Origin of the sequence: Streptomyces sp. NPDC006314 (genome assembly GCF_040613075.1) — a bacterium.
Taxonomy (GTDB): domain Bacteria; phylum Actinomycetota; class Actinomycetes; order Streptomycetales; family Streptomycetaceae; genus Streptomyces.
The window spans coordinates 166687-184959 of record NZ_JBEXRL010000005.1 but is presented as its reverse complement, the minus strand read 5'-3'; the positions used below and the strand labels follow the sequence as shown (position 1 = coordinate 184959).

Annotated in this window: 13 protein-coding genes; 6 read left to right on the top strand and 7 right to left on the bottom strand. The window is 70.1% G+C overall.

Annotation, left to right across the window (positions count from 1 at the left end; genetic code table 11):
• Window positions 1-394: 394 nt before the first annotated feature.
• On the top strand, window positions 395-697 hold the full coding sequence (locus tag ABZ079_RS11195; protein ID WP_356939154.1) for a ferredoxin: 303 nt from the start codon (window positions 395-397) through the stop codon (window positions 695-697).
• A 7-nt stretch (window positions 698-704) separates the two neighbouring features.
• Here the strand turns inward: ABZ079_RS11195 and ABZ079_RS11190 are convergent, their stop codons facing one another.
• The 3 genes from ABZ079_RS11190 to ABZ079_RS11180 form a co-directional block, all read right to left on the bottom strand.
• Window positions 705-1286, bottom strand: coding sequence for a hypothetical protein (locus ABZ079_RS11190; RefSeq protein WP_356939153.1), 582 nt, complete (start codon window positions 1284-1286; stop codon window positions 705-707).
• Window positions 1287-1518: 232 nt separating this feature from the next.
• Window positions 1519-2421, bottom strand: coding sequence for a tRNA (adenine-N1)-methyltransferase (locus ABZ079_RS11185; protein WP_356939152.1), 903 nt, complete (start codon window positions 2419-2421; stop codon window positions 1519-1521).
• Window positions 2422-2459: 38 nt separating this feature from the next.
• Window positions 2460-3971: a site-2 protease family protein gene (locus ABZ079_RS11180; RefSeq protein ID WP_356939151.1), complete on the bottom strand. Its 1512-nt coding sequence runs from the start codon at window positions 3969-3971 to the stop codon at window positions 2460-2462.
• A 294-nt stretch (window positions 3972-4265) separates the two neighbouring features.
• On the opposite strand from ABZ079_RS11180, the gene ABZ079_RS11175 reads away from it, so the two are divergent.
• Together ABZ079_RS11175 and ABZ079_RS11170 are read left to right on the top strand one after the other, a co-directional pair.
• The gene (locus ABZ079_RS11175) at window positions 4266-5384 is read left to right on the top strand and encodes a RecB family exonuclease (protein ID WP_356939406.1); all 1119 of its coding nucleotides are present in this window, start codon (window positions 4266-4268) and stop codon (window positions 5382-5384) included.
• 83 nt (window positions 5385-5467) lie between these two features.
• Window positions 5468-6139 (top strand): response regulator transcription factor, encoded by a 672-nt coding sequence (locus ABZ079_RS11170; RefSeq protein WP_356939150.1) that lies wholly within the window; start codon window positions 5468-5470, stop codon window positions 6137-6139.
• Window positions 6140-6199: 60 nt separating this feature from the next.
• On the opposite strand, the gene ABZ079_RS11165 is transcribed toward ABZ079_RS11170, so the two are convergent.
• From ABZ079_RS11165 to metH, 4 genes are all read right to left on the bottom strand, one after another.
• Window positions 6200-7780: an ABC transporter substrate-binding protein gene (locus tag ABZ079_RS11165; protein ID WP_356939149.1), complete on the bottom strand. Its 1581-nt coding sequence runs from the start codon at window positions 7778-7780 to the stop codon at window positions 6200-6202.
• 99 nt (window positions 7781-7879) lie between these two features.
• Window positions 7880-9484 carry an ABC transporter substrate-binding protein gene (locus ABZ079_RS11160; RefSeq protein WP_356939148.1) on the bottom strand — a complete coding sequence of 535 codons (1605 nt, stop codon included), beginning with the start codon at window positions 9482-9484 and terminating at the stop codon, window positions 7880-7882.
• Window positions 9485-9944: 460 nt separating this feature from the next.
• The gene (locus tag ABZ079_RS11155; RefSeq protein WP_356939147.1) at window positions 9945-10685 is read right to left on the bottom strand and encodes an HAD family phosphatase; all 741 of its coding nucleotides are present in this window, start codon (window positions 10683-10685) and stop codon (window positions 9945-9947) included.
• A gap of 200 nt (window positions 10686-10885) precedes the next feature.
• Window positions 10886-14401: a methionine synthase gene (metH, locus tag ABZ079_RS11150; RefSeq protein WP_356939146.1), complete on the bottom strand. Its 3516-nt coding sequence runs from the start codon at window positions 14399-14401 to the stop codon at window positions 10886-10888.
• Between the two features lie 329 nt (window positions 14402-14730).
• Here metH and ABZ079_RS11145 point away from each other — a divergent pair, with 329 nt between their 5' ends.
• The 3 genes from ABZ079_RS11145 (at window position 14731) to glpK (ending at window position 18247) form a co-directional block, all read left to right on the top strand.
• Window positions 14731-15495, top strand: coding sequence for an IclR family transcriptional regulator (locus tag ABZ079_RS11145; protein ID WP_356939145.1), 765 nt, complete (start codon window positions 14731-14733; stop codon window positions 15493-15495).
• 346 nt (window positions 15496-15841) lie between these two features.
• Window positions 15842-16636 (top strand): MIP/aquaporin family protein, encoded by a 795-nt coding sequence (locus ABZ079_RS11140; RefSeq protein ID WP_356939144.1) that lies wholly within the window; start codon window positions 15842-15844, stop codon window positions 16634-16636.
• A gap of 72 nt (window positions 16637-16708) precedes the next feature.
• Window positions 16709-18247, top strand: coding sequence for a glycerol kinase GlpK (gene glpK, locus ABZ079_RS11135; protein ID WP_356939143.1), 1539 nt, complete (start codon window positions 16709-16711; stop codon window positions 18245-18247).
• Window positions 18248-18273 lie beyond the last annotated feature (26 nt).

Genomic DNA, 18273 nt, shown 5'->3' with positions numbered 1-18273 from the left:
CGGAGGGGATACCCACTCAACGTGATGTGGAAGCAGCTTGTTCCGTGCGGGGTGTGGTCAAAACCCTTCCGTACTGGCCGGAGTTGTCCGTTGCGAGCCGGTCGGCCCGTACGTGGGCAGCCCGCAGAGCGCTCGCACGGTCATCACGTAGAGCGACGGCGCGGACGGCAGCTGTCACCGCCTGTCCGGCCTGAAGTGGCCGGGCCCGGGGCCGGGGTACCCCTCTCCCGACCCGGGCGCTCGTACCCGAGGGGACCCGGATGGAAACCCGGAACCGGGGGAACACGACCGGAAACCCCGCGGAGGTAGGGTCGAGGGTGTTCAACAGCCGCTGAAGCGGACCCGGCTGGCCCTCGCGGCACCGGGACCGCCCGGCGAACCGACGGCAGGAGAGATGACCGTGCAGCAGGAGGCCCCGGGCGGCGAGGCGCTGGAGGTCTGGATCGACCAGGACCTGTGTACCGGCGACGGGATCTGCGCCCAGTACGCCCCTGAGGTGTTCGAGCTGGACATCGACGGGCTGGCCTATGTGAAGGGCGCGGACGACGTGCTGCTCCAGGACCCGGGGGCGACGACGCCGGTGCCGTTGCCGCTACTCACGGACGTGGTGGACTCGGCGAAGGAGTGTCCCGGCGAGTGCATCCATGTGCGCCGGGTTTCGGACAGGGTCGAGGTCTACGGGCCCGACGCGGAATGAGTCCGGTTCAGACGCTGTGGGCCCCGGCCGGTGTGGAGCGGACGAAGGCGCTGCCGTTCCACTGCCACTTGGCCGGGGTCTTCGTGTCGGGGCAGCAACTGGGCACGGCGTCCGAGGAGTAGCCGAGCAGGGTGGCGGTGATGGCACGCGTGCGGAGGGCGAAGTCGGTGACGGTGAGCCGGTCCTTGGGGTCCACGAGGGTGGCGACCACGCGGGGCTTGGCACCGTCCGCGGAGCGGGTGAGGACGTAGACCCCGTCCGGCGGGGTGCCCATGGCGGCGTCGCAGTGCACCACCGCGACGGTCTCCGGCCTGCCGTCGCCGTCCAGGTCGCCGGTGGCCTTCTTCACGACCACCGCCTTCACCGGACCGCATTCCAGCGGGAAGTCCACGCCGGTCGTGCCGGGCGGAGCGACGGCAGCGGGGACGGACTCGGTCTGTGTGCCGGTGGCGGACTGGGCGGCCGTGGCCGACCCGGGCTGGACGACGCAGGAGAGGGCCACGACGCCCGCGACGGCGGTGGCGGTGGCGACCCAGTGGATGGGCCGGGTCTGGGCGTGGGCGAGTTCCGGAACGGCGGATTGCTGCACTAGGAGTGTCTCCTGTGAGGGCTGTGCCGGTGGGTGGCCAGCATGGTGCCACACGTCACAGTGCGGGGGAACGGCGGGGTCCGGAATTCCCGCAGTCGGCACGCCCGCGCGCGGGGCCCAGGGGTCGTGGGAATCCTGGTGCCCTGCCAACGGACGGGCGCCGTGGCCGAGTTCCGTCAGTCGGTCGGGAACTCGGCCACGGCGCCGATGCGTTGTATGCGTGCGTGGCCGGTCAGCGGCCGGCGCCGCCGTCGGCGTTGGGTCCGGCGTAGTCCTCGCCGTAGGCGCCCTTGGCGGGACGGCGACGGCGCATGGGCGGCTCGACGCCGTCCGCGAGGCGGCGGGCGGTGAGCAGGAAGCCGGTGTGGCCGATCATCCGGTGGTCGGGGCGGACGGCCAGCCCCTCGATGTGCCAGTTGCGGATCATGGACTCCCAGGCCGTCGGCTCGTTGAAGCAGCCGATCTCCCGGATGGACTCCACGGTCCGGGCGAGCTGGGTGGTGGTGGCCACGTAGCAGCACAGGATGCCGCCCGGGACGAGGGCCTTGGAGACGGCCTCCAGGCACTCCCAGGGGGCGAGCATGTCGAGGATGACGCGGTCGACGTCGGTGTCGGACAGGTTGTCCTGGAGGTCGCCGACGGTGAGCTGCCAGGCGGGGTGCGGGCCGCCGAAGTAGCGCTCCACGTTCTGCTTCGCGATCTCGGCGAAGTCCTCGCGGCGCTCGTAGGAGTGCAGCATGCCCTGGTCGCCGATGGCCCGCAGCAGGAAGCTGCTGAGCGAGCCGGAGCCGACGCCGGCCTCCACGACGCGTGCGCCGGGGAAGATGTCGGCGAAGGCCAGGATCTGCCCCGCGTCCTTGGGGTAGACGACGGCTGCCCCGCGGGGCATGGACAGGACGTAGTCGGGGAGCAGGGGGCGCAGCGCGAGGTAGGCCACGTTGCCGGTGGTGCGGACAACGCTGCCCTCGGGAGCACCGATCAGTTCGTCGTGCGGGAAGGAGCCCTTGTGGGTGTGGAAGTTCTTCCCGGCTTCGAGCGTGAACGTGTAGTGGCGGCCCTTGGGGTCGGTCAGCTGTACCTGGTCCCCGACCTTGAAGGGCCCGCGCCTGCGGGCGGCACCGGTCGGTTCGGACATGTGAACAGACTACCGGCAGTTGCCGGGGCCGCCGACCACTACGGCGTGGGCCTGGCCATGGCCTTGACGAAGGCCCGCTCGACGTCCGCGGCGGACAGCACGCCGTAGATCTCGCCGGTCTCCTCGACGACCAGGTACTCGGTGGCCGGGGTGGCGCGCAGCGCGTCCAGCAGTTCCTCGCCCGCCAGCTCGGCGGAGACGCGCATGCCGTCGGTCAGGTCCTGGGCGAGACCGCTGACGGCCACCCAGGGCCGGCGGTGTTCGGGTACGCCGACGATGGCGGCCTCGCGGACGAGGGAGAGCGGGTGGCCGTCGGCGTCGACGACGACCAGGGCGCGGGCACCGGCGGCATTGGCGCGGCGCAGGGCCTCGGAGAGCGGGGTGTCGGTCTCGACGGGTACGGCCCGCCGGGTGAGGGTGCGGGCGCGCAGCTCGGGGAGGTGTTCGCGCAGCCGGGCCATGCGCAGGCTGTTGCCGGCCCCGGTCCAGATGATCGCCGCGAGGATGGCGGCGAGCAGGGCGTCGGTGACGGTGTCCATGCCGCCCGTTTCCTCGCCGCCGCCCCCGAGGGCGCCGGACTGGTTGAGCAGCGGCAGCCCGATCAGGACGCAGACGGCGAGGGCGCGGCCGACCCAGGCGGCGGCGACGGTGCCGGTCATCGGCTTGCCGGTGATCTTCCAGACGACGGCGCGGAGCATGCGGCCGCCGTCGAGGGGCAGACCGGGCAGGAGGTTGAAGATCGCAACGATGAGGTTGGAGGCCATCAGCCCGGCCAGCAGCACGCCGGGCACGGTGCCGGGCTCGACGGGCTTCAGGGCCAGGTAGAACAGGCCGGCGAGGACAAGGGAGAGCAGGGGGCCGACGAAGGCCAGGAGGAACTCCCGGCCCGGGGTCTCGGCCTCCTTCTCGATCTCGGAGACACCGCCGAAGAACTGCAGCTGGATGCGGCGGACCGGAAGCCTGAAACGGATCGCGGCGACCGTGTGGGCCAGTTCGTGGACCAGGACGGAGGCGTAGAAGGCGACCGCGAAGAAGAGGGACACCAGGTAGCGGGCGGCCCCCAGCTCCGGCAGTACACGCTCGAGCTGGCCGCCGAAGACCCAGGTGATCAGGGCGGCGACGAGGAACCAGCTCGGCGCCACGTACACCGGCACGCCGAAGGGGCGGCCCATGAGGATGCCGCCGCCGGGTTCCTTGGGCCGGGGCTGGGGCGGCTCGCCCTTGGCGATGCCGGAGTGGGCGAGGGAACGGTGTTCGGAGGGGTCGGGGTGGGGGGCTGTGCCGGGGGCCCGGCCATCGGGGCCGTGGGTGTCGGTGGGCCCGGTGGTGCCGGGCTCGGGCCGGGGAGTGCCCGCGCGGCTGTCTCCGTCGCCGTCCGGGTCCCGGTCCGCGTGCGGCCGGTCCTGCGGGGCCGCCGGCTCCTCGTGGCGGTCGGGCTCGGGGCCGGGGTGGTCGGTGGGGCCGGTCGCCGGGGCCGTAGGACCTGCGGGGTGCTCGGCCGGCTCGTCGTTGCCGGACCGCGGCTGCCCGCTCCCGCCGCTCACGTCCACGGTGTCCCCTCGTTCGAAGCGTCTTCCGCGCCTGCCGGGCGGAAGGTCTCTGGTCGATGGTATGCGGCCGTGGTGGCACGTTTCGCCTCGGCACCCCTTGTGTTTGCCCCGCGCGCGCACGGGTCACGCGGGCGGTGCCTGGGTCACTGTCAGTGGTGGGCCGTAAGGTCTGTGGGCATGGACAGCAGCATCGAGGAGGCGGGAGCCCCGCCGGGCGCAGCCGAGCGGACGCACCCGGCCGACCCGTCACAGCCGACGACCGTGTCGGACCCGGCGTCCGTGGCGAGCCCTCCGATGGCTGCGGTGACGGAACGGGAGCCGGCCGCCGGGCCGGGAGCCGGGACGCCGGCGGACGCGGCGGGACCCGCTGCCGGGGGGGCCTCGGGCGGGACGGCCGGTACGGCCACGGACACGGGCCCGGACGGGACGGCCGGTACGGCCACGGGCACGGGCCCGGACGGGACGGCCGGTACGGCCACGGACACGGAGCGGGACGGGACGGCCGAAGCCGCGGCCCCTGTGGCGGTGGCCGCGCCGGGCGGCGGCACCGTCGGTGCGGGCCCACGGGCCGTCGCCGAGCGGGCCGCGGTTCCGCCCACCTCGTTGTCTCCCTCCCGGGCCAGCGACTTCATGCAGTGTCCGTTGCTGTACCGGTTCCGGGTGATCGACCGGCTGCCGGAGAAGCCGAGCGAGGCCGCGACCCGGGGGACGCTGGTGCACGCGGTGCTGGAGCGGCTGTTCGACGCACCGGCCGGGGAGCGGACCGCGCCGCGGGCCAAGGCGCTGATCCCGGGGCAGTGGGACCGGCTGCGGGAGAGCCGGCCCGAGGTGACCGAGCTGTTCGCCGAGGATCCGGACGGCGAGCGGCTGGCCCGCTGGCTCGACGAGGCCGAGCGGCTGGTGGAGCGCTGGTTCACGCTGGAAGACCCCACGCGGCTGGAGCCGGCCGAGCGGGAGCTGTTCGTCGAGGCCGAGCTGGAGTCGGGGCTGCGGCTGCGCGGGATCATCGACCGGGTGGACGTGGCGCCGACCGGCGAGGTGCGGATCGTCGACTACAAGACGGGGAAGGCGCCGCGGCCCGAGTACGCCGAGGGCGCCCTGTTCCAGATGAAGTTCTACGCCCTCGTCGTGTGGCGGCTGAAGCGGGTGATTCCGCGCCGGCTCCAGCTGGTCTATCTCGGCAGCGGGGACGTGCTGACGTACGACCCGGCCCTCGCCGACCTGGAGCGGGTGGAGCGCAAGTTGCACGCACTGTGGGAGGCCATCGGACAGGCCACGGAGACGGGGGTCTGGCGGCCCCGGCCGACCAAGCTGTGCGGCTGGTGCGACCACCAGGCGCACTGCCCCGAGTTCGGCGGCACTCCCCCGCCCTATCCGCTGCCCGTCAGGGTCCCCGGGCCCGGCGGGGTGTGAGCCGGCACCGCTGGAGCGCCCCGGAGGCACAGCGGAAAACACGCGCAGGGCAGAATGGGGCCGGACTAGCGAAGGAGTGTCACGTGGCCATCCGCGTCCTACTGGTCGACGACCAGCCGCTGCTGCGTACCGGATTCCGGATGATCCTGGAGGCCGAGCAGGACATCGCGGTCGTCGGCGAGGCCGGTGACGGTCTGCAGGCCCTCGACCAGGTACGGGCCCTGCAGCCGGACGTCGTGCTGATGGACATCCGGATGCCCCGGATGGACGGGGTCGAAGCCACCCGGCAGATCACCGGTCCCGGGCGGGACGGTCCGGCCAAGGTGCTCGTGCTGACCACGTTCGATCTGGACGAGTACGTGGTCGAGGCGCTGCGGGCCGGTGCCAGCGGCTTCCTGCTGAAGGACGCGCCCGCCAACGAGCTGGTGCAGGCGATCCGGGTCGTCGCGGCCGGCGAGGCCATGCTGGCGCCGAGCATCACCCGCCGCCTGCTGGACAAGTACGCCACGCACCTGCCCTCCGGCGAGGACCCGGTGCCGGACACCCTGCACACCCTCACCGACCGTGAGGTGGAGGTGCTGAAACTGGTGGCGCGCGGGCTGTCCAACGCCGAGATCGCGGCCGACCTGTTCGTCAGCGAGACGACGGTGAAGACCCACGTGGGGCATGTCCTCACCAAGCTGGGTCTCAGGGACCGCGTGCAGGCCGCCGTGTACGCGTACGAGAGCGGCTTGGTGCGTCCCGGCGCGCAGTAGACCGTATGAGGCGAAGGGCGCCCCTCGCGCATGGAGGGGCGCCCTTCGCCGTGACCGGCGTCAGCTCTTGCTGAGTTCCCAGAACCGGAACACCGTCGAGGCGTCCAGGCAGTACTCCAGGCCGTAGACGCCGTCGCGGACCACCGCGTACTGCTTGGCCTGCCAGACCGGCAGGACGGGCAGCTCGGCCGCGACGATGTCCTGCAGCCTGCCGAACTCCTTGTCGGTCGCGCCACGGTCACTCTGCGCGGCCGTGTTGGGGATGAGGGAGCCGGTGATGGTGCTGTTGCTGTAGTTGTTGCCCAGCACGTTGCCCTTGCCGAAGAAGGGTGCCGTGAAGTTGTCGGCATCCGGGTAGTCGGGCACCCAGCCCTTGACGTAGACGCCGTACCGGCCCTTGGCGATGTCCTTCTCGTACTGGTCGAAGGCGACCGACTGCACGTCGGCGTCGAACAGTCCGCTGGCGTTGAGCTGGCCGGCGATGGCCTTCAGCTCCTCGTCGGTGGCGGGACCGTAGCGGGACGGCGTGGACCACAGGGTGAGCTTGACCTTGCCGGTGATGCCGTCGGCGCGCAGCGCGGCGGCGGCCTTGGCACGGGAGGGGCGGGCGCCGTAGGTGTCGAAGAAGGCGGTGTTGTGGCCCGCTATGCCCGCCGGGACGATCGAGTACAACGGGGCGGCGGTGCCCTGGTAGATGTCCTTGATCAGGGCGTCGCGGTCGATGAGGTAGGCCATGGCCTTGCGGACGCCGAGCTTGCCGGCGACCGGGTCCTTCATGTTGAAGACCAGGTGCTGGACCTCGGCGCTGCCGCCCTCGATGACGTCGACGCCCTTGCTGTCGTCCTGCTGGTCGAGGTCGGCGATGTCCGTCGCGGTCAGGCCTCGGTAGGCGATGTCGATGCCGCCGTCGAGGAGGGACTGCTTCAGGGCGGTGCGGTCACCGTGGAAGAACTTGAGGGTGACGCCGGAGTTGCTGACCTTGGCGGTGCCCTTGTAGTTGTCGTTGACGGAGAAGACCGCCTGGTCCTTGTCGAAGGAGTCCAGCTTGTAGGGGCCGGAGCCGACGGCCTTGTGGTCGGTGCGCAGACCGTCGGCGTCGTACTCGCGGTGGTCCACGATCGAGCCGGCGCCGGAGGCGATCTTGCTGGGGAAGGTGGCGTCGGGGACCTTCAGATGGAAGACGACCGTCTTGGCGTCCGGTGTCCCGACCGAGCCGAGCATCGGGAAGATGATGGCGGGACCGGCGGGGTCGTCGATCTTCATCATGCGCTCGAAGGAGAACTTCACGTCCTCGGAGGTGAGGGCGTCACCGTTGCTGAACTTCAGGCCGTCCCTCAGCTCGCACTTGTAGACCATGGCGCGGGTGTCGGTGAAGGCGCACTGCTTCGCCAGTTCGGGCTGGGGTTCGGTCGCTCCCTTGGGGAAGCTGAGCAGCGACTGGAAGACGTTGTTGAACAACAGCCAGGAACCGGGGTCATAGCCGGATGACGGGTCCGTGGCGAGGACGTCGTCGGACATCCCCATCACGACGGAGGAGCCGGTACCCCCGGAATCACCGGTCTCCGAGCCGCAGCCGGTCAACAGGCCGGAGGCCAGACCCGCCACGATGGGCAGGACTGGCCACTGGTTGCGCATGTTCACTTGAAATGTGCCTTGTCGTCGGTTCGTCAACCCGGGGCCGTGGTCCTGACCCCGGGTACCCGGGGCAGCCGTCCCTGGCCCCCGGGTTGAGGAGAGCCGTCAGCCGCTCACACCGCGGCCGAGCTCCCACAGCTGGAGCGTCGAGGAGGAGTTGAGAGCGTAGGCGACGCCCGTGATGTCGTCGCGTGCGGCGATGTACTGCTTGCCCTGCCACAGCGGCAGGACGGGGACGTCCTCGGCGACGGTGTCCTGGATCTCGGTCAGGCTGTTGGCGGCGCCGAGCCGGTCGGCCTCGCGGCGGGACTGCGGGATCAGGTTGTGCTGGATCGTGCTGTTGGAGTACGGCGAGCCGAGGAAGTTGTCCTTGTCGAGGAAGGGCGCGAGGAAGTTGTCGGCGTCCGCGAAGTCGGGGAACCAGCCCATGCCGTAGACGTCGTACCGGCCCTTCCGCTCGGCGGGGCGGAAGGTCTCCCAGGGGTGGCCCTGGATGGAGACGTCGAACAGGCCGCTGCCGTTGAGCTGCTTCTGCAGGATCTCGAACTCCTGCTTGGTGGCCGAGCCGTAGTGGTCGGTGGTGTAGTGCAGGGTCAGCTTCACCGGGGTGGTGACGCCGGCCTTGGCGAGCAGGCTCTTGGCCTTCTCGACACTGGGGTTGCCGTACTTGTTGAAGAACGAGTTGGAGTGGCCGGTCACGGTCGCCGGGACCAGCGAGTACAGCGGCTCGGCCTGGGTGCCGTAGACCTTGGAGACCAGTTCGCCGCGGTCGACGACCTGGGCCATGGCCTGGCGTACCGCCTTGGACTTCACGGTGGACGCGTCGGTGTTGAAGGCCAGGTAGCGGATCTCCAGGCCCGGCATGTCGACCAGGTCGACCTTGCTGCCGGAGCCGGCGTCCAGCTTCTGGATCTGCGCGGGCGACATGGTGCGGGTCATGACGTCGATGTCACCCTTGTCGACCGCGATGCCCATGGCGTCCGCGTCGTCGTAGGCGCGCAGCTCGACCTTGTCGTTGTTCACCGTCACGCTGCCCTTGTACGAGGGGTTCTTCGTGAAGGTGGCGCTGACGATCGCGTTGTCCTTGACGTCGGCCTGGAAGGTGTAGGGGCCGGAGCCGTCCACCTCGAAGCCGTCGCGCAGCTTGTCCTTCTGGTAGTCCTTCGGGTTGATGATGCCCGCCACCGGGGTGGACAGCTTGTACGGGAAGGTGGCGTCGGCCGTCTTCAGGTGGAAGATGACCTCGCGGTCGCCCTGCGTCTCGATGGTGTCGATGGTGTTCAGCAGGGCGGAGACACCGCTGTCGGCGTCGATGCGCAGCGCACGCTCGATGGAGTACTTGACGTCCCCGGCGGTCACCGGGTCGCCGCTCGCGAACTTCAGGCCCTCACGCAGCTTGCAGGCGTAGCGCTCGCTGCCGCTGTCGGTGAAGGTGCAGCTCTCGGCGGCGTCCGGGGCGGGGTCGCCCTCGCCCTTGGGCTGGGCCATCAGGGTCTGCACGCTCTGGCGCAGGATGTTCCAGGTGCCGACGTCGTAGGCGTAGGCCGGGTCGAGGGGCGCCGGGGCGTCGGTGGTGGCGGTGAACCGGTCCGTGGTGCCGACGACGATGGCGTCGCCGCCCGTGCTCCCGCCGTCGGATCCGCCGCACGCGGCGAGAACCGGGGTGAGCAGGCCGGCCACCGCCGGCAGCACCAGAGTCTTGCGGTTCATGCGGGGGTTTCTCCAGAGCTGTTCGTGTCCGTGTATCCGGCATGCATGGGTGGTGCGGCGGATCACGGGGGTTGCGGCGATGTTCTCGCGATGAGATTAGTCCGCGCCCGCAGGAGGGTTCGCGGCCGCGTGAGTTGACCCGCCATCACGCAGGGGAACCAGGCGCGGACACACCGAAAACCCGACAGCGGTAGGATTAGTGCAGCTTCCCACCAATCGGGACACATAGACCCGGCGAGCGCAGCCGAACAGCACCTGCCAGCACAGTTGGCCAACGTTGTCCAGACCCATGGGCGTGGGAAACGTCACACTCCAACTGTGCGGCGGGTCAGTGGAGTTACGGTCGGATGACCGGCCCGGAATTCCACGTGGGTGTACTTCCCCGGAAATATGTCCAACCCGGCCAATGGACTTTGCACTCCCCCGAGCTCTTCGAGCAGGGGGTACCCCCAGTGAACGGCTAGCGCATTTCCGTCATCACACCGCGCAGAAATGCCAGGTCGACCTCTTCCAGAGACGTGACCACGGTGCGCCCGTCGGCCGGGGTGATGGGTGCCAGGGAGGGTACGGCGACCACCCGGCAGCCCGCGGCCTCGGCGGCGGCGACACCGGTCGCGGTGTCCTCGACGACGGCGCATCTGGCCGGGTGCGCGCCGAGCTTGGCGGCCGCCAGCAGATACGGGTCCGGGAAGGGCTTGGTGCGTGAGACCTCGTCACCGGCCACGGACAGGTCGAAGTGGTGCGGGCCCAGCACGGTCAGCACGCGGTCGATGATGCGCCGGTGGGAGGCGGAGACCAGGGCGGTGGGGATGGCGTGCTCGTGGAGTTCCGCGAGCAGCCGGGCGGCGCCGGGCATCAGCGGCAGGGCCTGGCCGATACGGTCCTCGAAGCCGTCGTTGAGCAGCACCGCGAGTTCGGCGAGTGTGATGTCGGCGCCGGTGGCCTCGATGAGGAAGCCGGCGCTCCGGGTCATGGGGCCGCCGACCACGACGTGCCGCCAGGACTCGTCCAGGGTGTGTCCGAGGCGTGCGAAGACCTCGACCTCGACGTCCCACCAGAAGCCCTCGGTGTCCACCAGGGTGCCGTCCATGTCGAGGAGCACCGCCTGCAGGGCGGAGCCTCCGACCTTGGGGGCCTCCCCTGCTCGAGCGGAGTCGAGAGCTTGGGGAAGGCTTCCTGGCGCGGGGACCGTACTGGTCATCCGGGCACACCTCCTTGAGGGACGATCAGGCCGGTTCCCGCACGGGGAACCGGCCTGCAATGGACCGACCAGTGTACGACTCCGGCGCCCGAAGCGCCTCGTTTATCACTCGGACGCCGGGGGTATCCCTGAAACACCCCCAGCGCGGGCCAGGAGGTCCTCCGGCATGCCCGGGTTTGTGCGCCGAGCCCCCGGAGGGCTCAGCGGGCGTTGAAGTACTTCGCCTCCGGGTGGTGGATCACGATGGCGTCCGTGGACTGCTCGGGGTGCAACTGGAACTCCTCGGACAGGTGGACGCCGATCCGCTCTGGCCCGAGCAGTTCGGCGATCTTGGCGCGGTCCTCCAGGTCGGGGCAGGCGCCGTAGCCCAGGGAGAAACGGGCCCCCCGGTACTTGAGGGCGAACATGTCCTCGACGTCGGCCGGGTCCTCGCCGGCGAAGCCGAGCTCGGCGCGCACGCGGGCGTGCCAGTACTCGGCGAGCGCCTCGGCCAACTGGACGGACAGGCCGTGCAGTTCGAGGTAGTCACGGTAGGCGTTGGCCTCGAAGAGCTTGGCGGTCTCCTCGCCGATGCGTGAGCCGACGGTGACGACCTGGAAGCCGACCACGTCCGTCTCCCCCGACTCCTCCGGGCGGAAGAAGTCGGCCAGACACAGGCGGCGGCCGCGGCGCTGGCGCGGGAAGGTGAAGCGGGTGCGCTCGTTGCCCTGCTCGTCCAGGATGATCAGGTCGTCGTCCTTGGACACGCAGGGAAAGTAGCCGTAGACGACGGCCGCTTCGAGGAGGTTCTCGGTCTGGAGCCGGTCGAGCAGACCGCGCAGCCGGGGACGGCCCTCGGTCTCGACCAGTTCCTCGTAGGTCGGCCCCTCGCCGGTGCGGGCCTGCTTGAGCCCCCACTGGCCCTTGAACAGCGCGCCCTCGTCCAGCCAGCTCGCGTACTCCTTGAGCTGGATGCCCTTGATGACGCGGGTGTCCCAGAAGGGCGGGGCCGGGACCGGGTTGTCGGTGGCGACGTCGGAGCGGACGTGGCCCTCCTGCGGGCGCTCCTCGACCTCGGCGGCGGCGGTCGTACGGACCCGGCGCTGCTTCAGCTCGGGCAGCTTCGCGCCCGGCACGCCCCGCTTGACGCCGATCAGGGCGTCCATCAGGCGCAGGCCCTCGAAGGCGTCGCGGGCGTAGCGGACCTCGCCCTCGTAGATCTCGTGCAGATCCTGCTCGACGTAGGCACGGGTCAGGGCGGCACCGCCGAGGATGACCGGGAAGCGGACGGCGAGGCCGCGCTGGTTCAGCTCCTCCAGGTTCTCCTTCATGATCACCGTGGACTTCACCAGCAGCCCGGACATGCCGATGACGTCGGCCCGGTGCTCCTCGGCCGCCTCCAGGATCGCGGAGACCGGCTGCTTGATGCCGAGGTTGACGACGTTGTAGCCGTTGTTGGACAGGATGATGTCGACCAGGTTCTTGCCGATGTCGTGCACGTCGCCGCGCACGGTGGCCAGCACGATCGTGCCCTTGCCCTCGGTGTCCGACTTCTCCATGTGCGGCTCGAGGTAGGCCACGGCGGCCTTCATGACCTCGGCGGACTGGAGGACGAACGGCAGCTGCATCTGGCCGGAGCCGAACAGCTCGCCGACGACCTTCATGCCGTCCAGGAGGGTTTCGTTGACGATGTCGAGGGCGGGCCGGTCCTGGAGTGCCTCACCCAGGTCGGCCTCCAGGCCGTTGCGCTCGCCGTCGATGATCCGGCGCTTGAGGCGCTCCTCCAGCGGCAGCGCGGCCAGCTCCTCGGCCTTGCCGGCCTTCAGGGACTTCGCCGTGGCGCCCTCGAAGAGCTGCATCAGCTTCTGCAGGGGGTCGTAGCCCTCGCTGCGGCGGTCGTGGATCAGGTCGAGGGCCGTCCGGACCTCTTCCTCGCTGAACCGGGCGATCGGCAGGATCTTGGAGGCGTGCACGATCGCCGAGTCCAGGCCCGCCTTGACGCACTCGTCGAGGAAGACGGAGTTGAGCAGGATGCGGGCGGCCGGGTTGAGGCCGAAGGAGATGTTCGACAGGCCGAGGGTGGTCTGCACGGCCGGGTGCCGCTTCTTCAGCTCGCGGATCGCCTCGATGGTGGCGATGCCGTCCTTGCGGGACTCCTCCTGACCGGTGCAGATGGTGAAGGTCAGGGTGTCGATGAGGATGTCCTCCTCGCGGATGCCCCAGTTCCCGGTCAGGTCGTCGATCAGCCGTTCGGCGATCTCGACCTTCTTCTCCGGGGTGCGGGCCTGGCCCTCCTCGTCGATGGTCAGCGCGATCAGGGCGGCGCCGTGCTCCTTGGCCAGCTTGGTGACCTTGGCGAACCGGGAGTCAGGCCCGTCGCCGTCCTCGTAGTTCACCGAGTTGATCACCGCGCGGCCGCCGAGCTTCTCCAGGCCCGCCTGGATGACGTCGACCTCGGTGGAGTCCAGGACGATCGGCAGGGTCGAGGCGGTGGCGAAGCGGCCGGCCAGTTCCTCCATGTCCGCCACGCCGTCGCGGCCGACGTAGTCCACGCACAGGTCGAGCAGGTGCGCGCCCTCGCGGATCTGCTCCCGCGCCATCTCCACACAGTCGTCCCAGCGGCCCTCCAGCATGGCCTCGCGGAACTTCTTGGAGCCGTTGGCGTTGGTGCGCTCGCCGATGGCCAGGTAGGAGGTGTCCTGCCGGAAGGGGACCGACTGGTAGAGGGAGGCCGCGCCGGGCTCGGGGCGCGGGTCGCGCTCGGTCGGGGTGAGGCCCTGGACGCGCTCCACGACCTGGCGCAGGTGCTCCGGGGTGGTGCCGCAGCAGCCCCCGACGAGCGAGAGGCCGTACTCGCGGACGAAGGTCTCCTGGGCGTCGGCCAGCTCCGGCGCGCTCAGCGGGTAGTGGGCGCCGTCCTTGCCGAGGACCGGCAGGCCCGCGTTGGGCATGCAGGACAGCGGGATGCGGGCGTTGCGGGCGAGGTAGCGCAGGTGCTCGCTCATCTCGGCCGGGCCGGTGGCGCAGTTCAGGCCGATCATGTCGATGCCGAGCGGCTCGAGCGCGGTGAGGGCGGCGCCGATCTCAGAGCCCAGCAGCATGGTGCCGGTGGTCTCGACGGTCACCGAAACGATCACTGGGAGGTCCAGGCCGAGCGCTTCGAGGCCGCGGCGGGCACCGAGGACGGCCGCCTTGGTCTGCAGCAGGTCCTGGGTGGTCTCCACGAGCAGCGCGTCGGCACCGCCGGTGACCAGACCCTCGGCGTTGCGCTGATAGGCGTCGCGCAGGGTGGTGTAGGGAGCGTGACCGAGGGTGGGCAGTTTGGTGCCGGGGCCGATGGAGCCGAGGACCCAGCGGGGACGGCCGTCCTTCGCGGTGAACTCGTCGGCGACCTCGCGGGCCACCCGGGCGCCGGCCTCGGACAGTTCGTACACGCGGTCGGGGATGTCGTACTCGCCGAGCGCGGAGTGGTTGGCCCCGAAGGTGTTGGTCTCGACGCAGTCGACGCCCACGGAGTAGTACGCCTCGTGGACGGAGCGGACGATGTCGGGGCGGGTGAGATTGAGGATCTCGTTGCAGCCCTCGAGCTGCTGGAAGTCGTCGAGTGTCGGGTCCTGGGCCTGGAGCATGGTGCCCATGGCTCCGTCGGCGACCACCACACGGGTGGCGAGCGCGTCTCGGAGCGCGGACGCACGGGTCCGGCTGTCGGCGGACGGGGACGTGGGCAACGAGGCCATGAAGGGGCTCCCTGGAATGCGACGGCTGTCGGCTATGCGGTCTCCCCGGCGGGCGGGGATGCCGCACGGCGCCAGAGTAACCGGGAGTCGGCTTGGATGGGCAGCGGCGTCCACGAGGCGGACTCGGGTGACTCTCGCGCCACGCTCGGGCCACGTGCGATGTAACAGGTGACGTCCGAGCATTAGCGAGAGGTCGACATGGACCGGTAGTGTTCGGCATTGCCGAACGCACTTTAGGGACTTACGACGGGTGTCCGGCAGCGGTCGACACCGGTGGACGGCGTCGACCGGCGTTGGTGGCAGTCGAAGGGGACGGAGGCAGGACGGCGATGGCACGGAACATCCAGTCGCTCGAACGGGCGGCCGCGATGCTGCGGCTGCTCGGGGGCGGCGAGCGGCGGCTCGGCCTGTCGGACATCGCCTCGTCACTGGGCCTCGCCAAGGGCACCGCCCACGGCATCCTGCGCACCCTCCAGCAGGAGGGGTTCGTGGAGCAGGACGACGCCTCCGGGCGTTATCAGCTGGGCGCGGAGCTGCTGCGCCTCGGCACCACCTACCTCGACGTGCACGAGCTGCGGGCGCGGGCCCTGGTATGGACCGACGACCTGGCCCGGTCCAGCGGGGAGAGCGTGTACCTGGGTGTCCTGCACCAGCAGGGCGTGCTCATCGTGCACCACGTCTTCCGGCCGGACGACAGCCGGCAGGTGCTGGAGATCGGGGCCATGCAGCCGCTGCACTCCACCGCGCTCGGCAAGGTGCTCTCCGCCTACGACCCGGTGGCGCACAGCGAGGCGCTGGATGCCGACCGCAAGGCCTTCACGGACCGCACGGTGTGCGACACGGGAGACTTCGAGCACCTCCTCGACATCACGCGCGCGCGTGGGTACGCGGCCGACGTGGAGGAGACCTGGGAGGGGGTGGCGTCCATCGCCGCACCTATCCACGACCGGCGCCGGATGCCCGTGGGCGCGGTCGGTATCGCCGGTGCCGTGGAGCGGCTGTGCCGGGAGGGCGAGTTGCGCCCCGAACTGATCGCCGCGGTGCGCGACTGCGCCCGCGCCGTGTCCAGGGACCTGGGCGCGGGCCGCTTCTGAGCGCTGCGCGCTCTCCCCGAGGGAAGACCGGGACGCCGGGCGGCGTCCCGGTTCTCGCCCTACCCTGAAATGGACAAATGAGGCGAAAAGTACGTCAGCGCATGAAGAGCGATAACCGGCAGCGATCAATAACGATCCTGTTTTCGATAACAGAACTCTTGACGCACGCGTAACGCCGAAGCAAGACTCCCGTCCATCGGTCGGCATTGTCGAACACCTACCGGCAATACGCGCTAGAGTGTGACAACGCCAAGGGCCAGCTCATCGCTCTCACCCCCGAGGGCGCCAGACCCCCGGAGGGACCCGGGGTTCGGCTACCCCTGGACGAAGGACAAAGGAGTCGCGGGTGTCCAGCTCCGACATCTTCATCGGCGAGACCATCGGTACCGCCATACTCATCCTGCTCGGCGGCGGCGTCTGCGCCGCCGTGACGCTCAAGGCCTCCAAGGCCCGTAACGCCGGTTGGCTCGCCATCACCTTCGGGTGGGGCTTCGCCGTCCTTACGGCCGTCTACATCTCCGGACCGCTCTCCGGAGCCCACCTCAACCCGGCCGTCACCGTCGCCCTGGCCATCAAGGACGGCGCCTGGACCAACGTTCCGACCTACATCGCCGGCCAGCTGCTCGGCGCGATGATCGGCGCGGCCCTGGTGTGGGTCACCTACTACGGCCAGTTCCACGCGCACCTCACCGACAAGGAGATCGTCGGCGGTCCGGGCGCGCAGGCCACCACGGCCAAGGCCGTCGAGGCGCAGGAGAAGGGCGCCGGCCCGGTCCTCGGCGTCTTCTCCACCGGTCCGGAGATCCGGAACGTGGTGCAGAACCTGGCCACGGAGATCATCGGCACGGTCGTGCTGATCCTCGCGGTCCTCACGCAGGGCCTGAACGACAAGGGCAACGGCCTCGGCATCCTCGGCGGACTGATCACCGCGCTCGTGGTGGTGTCGATCGGTCTCTCCCTGGGCGGCCCGACGGGGTACGCGATCAACCCGGCCCGTGACCTGGGTCCGCGCATCGTGCACGCCCTGCTGCCCCTGCCCAACAAGGGCGGTTCCGACTGGAGCTACGCCTGGATCCCGGTGGTCGGTCCGCTGATCGGCGGCGCGATCGCTGCAGGCATCTACAACGTCGCATTCGCTTAAGAAGAAGCACCGAGACTTCGCGCACGCGCCGTACGTAAAGCCCCATCACCACGGACCTTTCAGGAGCACACAGTGACCGACGCCCACACCGCAGGCCCGTTCATCGCGGCTATCGACCAGGGCACGACCTCCTCGCGCTGCATCGTCTTCGACCGGGACGGCCGGATCGTCTCCGTCGACCAGAAGGAGCACGAGCAGATCTTCCCGAAGCCGGGCTGGGTCGAGCACAACGCCAACGAGATCTGGACCAACGTCCAGGAAGTCGTCGCCGGAGCCGTCCAGAAGGCCGGCATCACCCGCGACGACATCAAGGCCATCGGCATCACCAACCAGCGCGAGACGACCGTGCTGTGGGACAAGAACACCGGTGAGCCCGTCCACAACGCCATCGTCTGGCAGGACACCCGCACCGACGCCCTCTGCCGGGAGCTGGGCCGCAACGTCGGCCAGGACCGCTTCCGCCGCGAGACCGGTCTGCCGCTGGCGGCCTACTTCGCCGGGCCCAAGGCCCGCTGGCTGCTCGACAACGTCGAGGGCCTCCACGAGCGCGCCGAGGCGGGCGACATCCTCTTCGGCACCATGGACAGCTGGGTCATCTGGAACCTGACCGGCGGTGTCAACGGCGGCCGGCACGTCACCGACGTCACCAACGCCTCGCGCACCCTGCTGATGAACCTGCACACGATGCAGTGGGACGAGAAGATCTGCGAGTCCATCGGCGTGCCGATGCAGATCCTGCCCGAGATCCGCCCCTCCGCCGAGGTGTACGGCGAGGTCACCGGCGGCAAGCTGGGCGACCTGCTCGGCGGCATCCCGGTCGCCTCGGCGCTCGGCGACCAGCAGGCGGCCCTGTTCGGCCAGACCTGCTTCTCCGAGGGCGAGACCAAGTCGACCTACGGCACCGGCACCTTCATGGTGATGAACACCGGCAGCAAGATCATCAACTCCTACGCCGGACTGCTGACCACCGTCGGCTACAAGATCGGCGACCAGCCGACGGTCTACGCCCTGGAGGGCTCGATCGCCGTCACCGGCTCGCTGGTGCAGTGGATGCGCGACCAGATGGGCCTGATCTCCACCGCCGCCGAGATCGAGACGCTCGCGCTCTCGGTCGAGGACAACGGCGGCGCCTACTTCGTGCCGGCCTTCTCCGGACTGTTCGCCCCGCACTGGCGCTCCGACGCCCGCGGTGTGATCGCCGGCCTGACCCGGTACGTCACCAAGGCGCACCTCGCGCGCGCCGTCCTGGAGGCCACCGCCTGGCAGACCCGGGAGATCGCCGACGCCATGGTCAAGGACTCCGGCGACGAGCTGGTCACCCTCAAGGTCGACGGCGGGATGACCTCGAACAACCTGCTGATGCAGACGCTCTCCGACGTCCTGGACGCACCCGTGGTGCGCCCGATGGTCGCCGAGACCACCTGCCTCGGCGCCGCCTACGCCGCCGGTCTCGCCGTCGGCTTCTGGTCCAGCACCGACGAGCTGCGCGCCAACTGGCGCCGGGCCGCCGAATGGACCCCCCACATGGACGCGGAGACCCGCGACCGTGAGTACAAGAACTGGCTCAAGGCCGTCGAGCGGACCATGGGCTGGATCGAGGACGAGAGCTGAGCGGCTCAAGACGGCTCAGACATCTC